At 70.5% G+C, this 6,085-nt stretch carries 3 protein-coding genes and 1 pseudogene; 3 read left to right on the plus strand and 1 reads right to left on the minus strand.

Going from position 1 to position 6,085, the window contains the following annotated elements:
- Together ABZU46_RS30625 and ABZU46_RS30630 are read left to right on the plus strand one after the other, a co-directional pair.
- A pseudogene (locus ABZU46_RS30625) lies at nucleotides 1-455 on the plus strand (ATP-binding protein); the annotation flags it as partial.
- Between the two features lie 5 nt (nucleotides 456-460).
- Nucleotides 461-874: a roadblock/LC7 domain-containing protein gene (locus ABZU46_RS30630; RefSeq protein ID WP_197281421.1), complete on the plus strand. Its 414-nt coding sequence runs from the start codon at nucleotides 461-463 to the stop codon at nucleotides 872-874.
- 79 nt (nucleotides 875-953) lie between these two features.
- Here ABZU46_RS30630 and ABZU46_RS30635 read toward each other — a convergent pair whose 3' ends face one another.
- Nucleotides 954-2,297 (minus strand): GH1 family beta-glucosidase, encoded by a 1,344-nt coding sequence (locus ABZU46_RS30635; RefSeq protein ID WP_354863185.1) that lies wholly within the window; start codon nucleotides 2,295-2,297, stop codon nucleotides 954-956.
- Nucleotides 2,298-3,142: 845 nt separating this feature from the next.
- Here ABZU46_RS30635 and ABZU46_RS30640 point away from each other — a divergent pair.
- Nucleotides 3,143-6,049, plus strand: a complete 2,907-nt coding sequence (locus tag ABZU46_RS30640; RefSeq protein ID WP_354863186.1) for a glycoside hydrolase family 48 protein — start codon at nucleotides 3,143-3,145, stop codon at nucleotides 6,047-6,049.
- Nucleotides 6,050-6,085: the final 36 nt, after the last annotated feature.

Here is a 6,085-nt window from a genome sequence, read left to right on the forward strand (position 1 = left end):
CGGCTGGTGCCCGTGGGCCGGCCGTCGCGCCGCTGGACCTGCCGGTGGCCGGTCGCCCGCCGGCTGCCACCGTGCCGCGCCAGACCCGCCCCGTGCCGGTACGCGCCGAGGACGTGTTGGCTCCGGCCGCCCCCGATGACGGCGGCGGCTGGTGGTCCCGGCAGGGGCCGACCGGGGCGGCGGCCCCCGGCCCGGCCGCGCCGCCCGCCACTCCGGTGACGGCCGGCACGAACGAGCGGGGCCTGCCGGTACGCGTGCCGATGGCGCAACTCTCCGCGGTCACCCGCCCGGCCCAGCCGGAGTCGGCGCCGGCGCGCGCCGAACTGGACCCGGAGGCGGTCGGCGGCATGCTTTCCCGGCTCTACAGCGGGGTACGGCGTGCCGAGGCCGAGGACACCACCGAGATATCGGTGCCACCCTCGTGGGGGCACGACGAAGGAGGACGACGACAGTGACGACGTTGAGCCAGGAGGCACGTGACCTGAGCTGGCTGGTGAGCGCGTTCGCAGAGCGGGTGCCGGGTGTGGCGCACGCGGTGGTGGTCTCCTCCGACGGGCTGCTGGTGGCGATCTCCGACCATCTGCCCCGCGACCACGCGGACAAGCTCGCCGCGGTGACGTCCGGGCTGATGAGCATCACGGCGGGCGCGGCGCAGATGTTCGACGGCGACATCGTCAAGCAAACGGTGGTCGAGATGGGCCGGGGCTACTTCCTCGTGATGCAGGTGCGCGACGGATCGATCCTGGCCACGCTCGCGGCCGGCGACGCGGACATCGGCGTGGTGGGCTACGAGATGGCCCGGCTGGCGAAGCAGGCGGGGGAGATGCTCACCCCTGCCCTGCGAGCGGAGTTGCAGCAGGCGCTGCCCCGCTGAACGTTGCCGACCGTGACCCGGACGGTCACCGGCTCACCCGGAGCCGAGCCGTCCGGGCCCGGCCGTCCGGGCGGCCCGCTCAGAAACCGCCCTCGGCGATGACGGAGCGGTACCAGTGGGCGCTGCGCTTGAGCACCCGGCGCTGGGTGGCGTAGTCCACGTAGACCAGGCCCCAGCGTTGGTCGTACCCTTCGTCCCACTCGAAGTTGTCGAGCATCGACCACACGTGGAAGCTCTCCAGCGGCACTCCGGCGCTGATGGCGCGGTGCGCGGCGGCCAGGTGGTCGCGCAGGAAGGTGATCCGGCCGCTGTCGTCGACGGTGTCGTCGGCGGCCAGGGTGTCGGGGGTGGGCAGGCCGTTCTCGGTGACGGTGAGCGGGATCGGGCCGTAGTCGCGGGTGACCCGGGTCAGGATGTCGTACATCCCGTCGGGGTAGATCTGCTGCCAACCGGCCTCGGAGGTCGGCCACCGGTGTTCGGTGCTGCCGTCGGCCGTGACGTAGATGGGCGTGTAGTACTGCACGGCCAGCAGGTCGACCGGCGACGAGATCACCGCCAGGTCGCCGTCGCGGATGCCGCGAACCATCCGGCTCTGCGGGCCCAGGTCGGCCAGCACGTCCTGCGGGTAGCTGCCCTTGAGCAGCGAGTCGAGGTAGAGGCGGTTCTCGTAGCCGTCGTAGAGCTGGGCGGCGGCGCCGGCCTCGGGGGAGTCGTCGGTGGGGTAGCAGGGGTGCAGGTTGAGCGCGGGGCCGATCCGGCCGGTGCCGTTGGCGGCGCGCAGCGCGCGGACCGCGAGGCCGTGGGCCAGTTGCAGGTGGTGGGCGACGAGGTAGGCGGCGTCCGGGTCCTGCCGGCCGGGCGCGTGGTGGCCCATGAGATAGCCGTTCTGGACGACGGTCTTGGGCTCGTTGATGGTGAGCCAGACCGGCACCCGGTCACCGAGGGCGGTGAACACCGCGTCGGCGTAGTCGGCGAAGCGGTGGGCGGTGTCGCGGGACTCCCAGCCGTCGGCGTCCTGCAACGCCTGCGGCAGGTCCCAGTGGAACAGGGTGGCCATCGGGGCGATGCCGCGCTCGTGCAGGCCGTCGAGGAGGCGGCGGTAGAAGTCGAGCCCGCGCTGGTTGGGCGCGCCGGTGCCGTCGGGCTGAACGCGGGGCCAGGAGATGGAGAAGCGGTAGCTGCGCAGACCCAGGTCGCGCATCAGGTCGAGGTCTTCGGCGTACCGGTGGTAGTGGTCCGCGGCCACGTCGCCGGTGTCGCCGTTGCGGGTACGCCCGGGGACACGACTGAAGGTGTCCCAGACCGACTCGCCGCGGCCGTCCTCCTTGGTGGCGCCCTCGATCTGGTAAGCGGAGGTGGCCGCGCCCCAGCCGAAGTCGCGGGGAAAGCGCAGCGGGCCGGCGGGCCCGGTAGGTATCGACATGGATTCTCCTCGTGGATACGGGGCCGCCGCCGAGATTCGGGAGCGCTCCCAGAATAGGCCAGGAGCGGCCGGCCCCGTGAGCCGGCCGTCACGGCGGCCGGACATGGCGGGTCGAGGCGGGTGAGGGCCCCGGACAGCGAACGAGGCCGACCGGGCGGCGCTTGGCGCCTGTCCCGTCGGCCTCTTTTCCCATTGTGTACGGGGGTTTAGTGTGGGGACGGGGGAGGGCAACCCCCGTCCCCACCGTAACTGCACACACACGGGCGGAATTTGGGTCCTGCCGTGCGTGTCGCGCGGGAGCCGGGCCACGCGAGTGGCTCTGGTTCCACCTCCCTCCCTGTGGCGGGATGATGGCTGACGGCGGCGTCCGGGCTGGCCCGCCGTCGGCCTTCGGGTTGGTTCCCCGGGGCCCGCCACGAGGACGGTCCCGGTGATCTTCCAGTTGGAACCTTTGTCGATGGAAGCGCTCCCATCGACCGATGTTGCGACTGTAACGCCCGTCACGCCTTTGTGAAAGACCCAAAACGAGATCGAAACAACTGGGTGATCCTGCCTCTCGTGCGCTTGTTGTGGGAGCGCTTCCATGGCACACTGTCGATTCAACGCGACAGGAGCCAGATCGCGTGGGCGCGGGTCCGCCGAGGGCAGCCGGCAGCACGACTTCCGGTCACGGCACCCGAGCGCAGCCGGCGGGACCCCCTCCCGCGCGGGCCGCACCGCCGCACCCCGGCCGGGCCCGGGGCAACCACCTTCCCGGCGCCTCGAATCCCCCGCGTACCACCACACCCGCGGGCAGGCGCCTCGCCGGGGACCATCCCGGCCTGGTCCGAGGAGACACCGCGCACATGAGACAACTGGCACGACGCCGCCGAGTGGCGATCCTCGCCGCCGCCGCGCTCGCCATCGGCGGGGTGACCCTGCCCGCCGGCGCCGCGCAGGCCGCACCCGCCTGCGACGTGGTCTACGCGACCAACGACTGGAACACCGGCTTCACCGCCAACGTGACCATCAAGAACCTGGGCGACGCGGTCAGCAACTGGACGCTCAAGTGGACCTTCCCGAACAGCAGCCAGCGGGTCACCCAGGGCTGGTCGGCCAGGTTCAGCCAGTCCGGCAGTGAGGTCACCGCGACCAACGAGTCGTACAACGGCAACCTCGGCACCGGGGCTTCCACCACCATCGGCTTCAACGGGTCCTACTCGGGCAGCAACCCGAAGCCCACCTCGTTCACCCTGAACGGCACCTCCTGCAACGGCACCCCGGCCAACCAGCCGCCGACGGTCTCCCTCGCCCTGCCGAGCGGGCCGTTCACCGCCCCGGCCGACGTGCCGCTGACCGCCACGGCCAGCGACCCGGACGGGACGATCAGCAAGGTCGAGTTCTACCGCAACGGCCTGCTGATCAACACCGACACCACCGCGCCGTACACGTACACGCAGGAGGACCTGCCGGCCGGCAACTACACGGTGCAGGCCAAGGCGTACGACAACGCCAACGGCATCGGGGTCGCCGAGAAGGCGTTCACCGTCGGCGCCGCCAGCGGCCCGACGCTGATCGCCACGCCGTCCGCGGTGAGCGTCAACGAGGGTGGCACAACCACCTTCAACCTCAAGCTCAGCGCCGCGCCGACGGCCAGCGTGCCGGTCACCCTCACCCGCAGCGGAGACACCGACGTCACGGTCTCGCCGAGCACCGTCACCCTGACCCCGAGCAACTGGAACACCGGGGTCACCGTCACGGTCGCCGCGGCGGAGGACACCGACACCGTCGGCGGCACCGCCACCATCACCGCGTCCGCCACCGGTCTCGCACCCCTGGCGGTCACCGCCACCGAGATCGACAACGACACCCCCGGCGGCGACAACGCCTACATCAAGAAGTTCCTCGCCCAGTACGGCAAGATCAAGAACTCGGGCTACTTCAGCCCCGAGGGCGTGCCGTACCACTCGGTCGAGACGCTGATCGTCGAGGCGCCGGACTACGGCCACGAGACCACCTCGGAGGCGTTCAGCTTCTGGATCTGGCTGGAGGCCCAGTACGGCCGCGTCACCCAGAACTGGGCGCCGTTCAACAACGCCTGGACGGTGATGGAGAAGTACATCATCCCGTCGCACGCCGACCAGCCCACCGCGGGCTCCGCCGGCACACCGCAGTACGCCGCGGAGTACAACCTGCCCAGCCAGTACCCCTCGGCGCTGAACCCGAACATCTCCGTCGGGCAGGACCCGCTCCGCTCGGAGCTCCAGTCCACCTACGGCACCGGCGACATCTACGGCATGCACTGGCTGATGGACGTCGACAACACCTACGGCTTCGGCCGCTGCGGTGACGGCACCACCAAGCCGGCGTACATCAACACCTTCCAGCGGGGCACCCAGGAGTCGGTGTGGGAGACCGTCCCGCAGCCGTCCTGCGACACCTTCAAGCACGGCGGTCAGTACGGCTACCTCGACCTGTTCGTCAAGGACACCGGCACTCCCGCCAAGCAGTGGAAGTACACCAACGCCCCGGACGCCGACGCCCGTGCCGTGCAGGCCGCGTACTGGGCGCTGACCTGGGCCAAGGCGCAGGGCAAGCAGGCCGACGTCGCCGCCACCGTGGCCAAGGCCGCCAAGATGGGCGACTACCTGCGGTACGCGATGTTCGACAAGTACTTCAAGAAGATCGGCAACTGCGTCGGGGCCAGCACCTGCCCCGCCGGCAGCGGCAAGGACTCGGCGCACTACCTGCTGTCCTGGTACTACGCCTGGGGCGGCGCGTACGACACCAGCCAGAACTGGTCCTGGCGGATCGGGTCCAGCCACAACCACTTCGGCTACCAGAACCCGTTCGCGGCCTGGGCGCTGACCAACACGCCGGAGCTCAAGCCGCAGTCGTCGACCGCGGTCGCCGACTGGACCAAGAGCTTCGACCGGCAGCTGGAGTTCTACACCTGGCTGCAGTCGTCCGAGGGCGGCATCGCCGGCGGCGCGACCAACAGCTGGGACGGCAGCTACGCCCAGCCGCCGTCGGGCACCAGCACCTTCTACGGCATGTTCTACGACGTCGACCCGGTCTACAACGACCCGCCGTCGAACCAGTGGTTCGGCATGCAGGCGTGGTCGATGCAGCGGGTCGCCGAGCTGTACCTGCAGACCGGCAACGCGAAGGCCAAGGCGCTGCTGGACAAGTGGGTGCCGTGGGCGATCGCCAACACGACGGTCGGCACCAACTGGTCGATCCCGTCGGACATGAAGTGGACCGGTCAGCCGATCACCTGGAACCCGTCCAGCCCGCAGCCCAACACCAACCTGCACGTCGAGGTGATCAGCAAGGGCCAGGACGTCGGCGTCGCCGCCTCCTACGCCCGGACCCTGATCGCGTACGCGGCCAAGTCGGGCAACGCGGCGGCGAAGACCACCGCCAAGGGCCTGCTGGACGCGCTCGACGCTGCCAGTGACGCGAAGGGCGTCTCCACCACCGAGACGCGTGGCGACTACAAGCGCTTCGACGACGTCTACGACGCGTCCACCGGGCAGGGCCTCTACGTCCCGCCGGGCTGGACCGGGAAGATGCCCAACGGCGACGCCATCGCCGCCGGCAAGAGCTTCCTCGACATCCGGTCCTTCTACAAGAACGACCCGGACTGGCCCAAGGTGCAGGCGTACCTGAACGGTGGTGCGGAGCCCAGCTTCAACTACCACCGCTTCTGGGCGCAGGCCGACGTGGCCATGGCGTACGCCGACTACGGGACCCTGTTCCCGAACGGCTGAGAGCCACCCGGGGTGGGTGGAGTGCCCCGCCCACCC

The organism is Micromonospora sp. NPDC005197, from assembly GCF_040608295.1.
Classification (GTDB): Bacteria; Actinomycetota; Actinomycetes; order Mycobacteriales; family Micromonosporaceae; genus Micromonospora.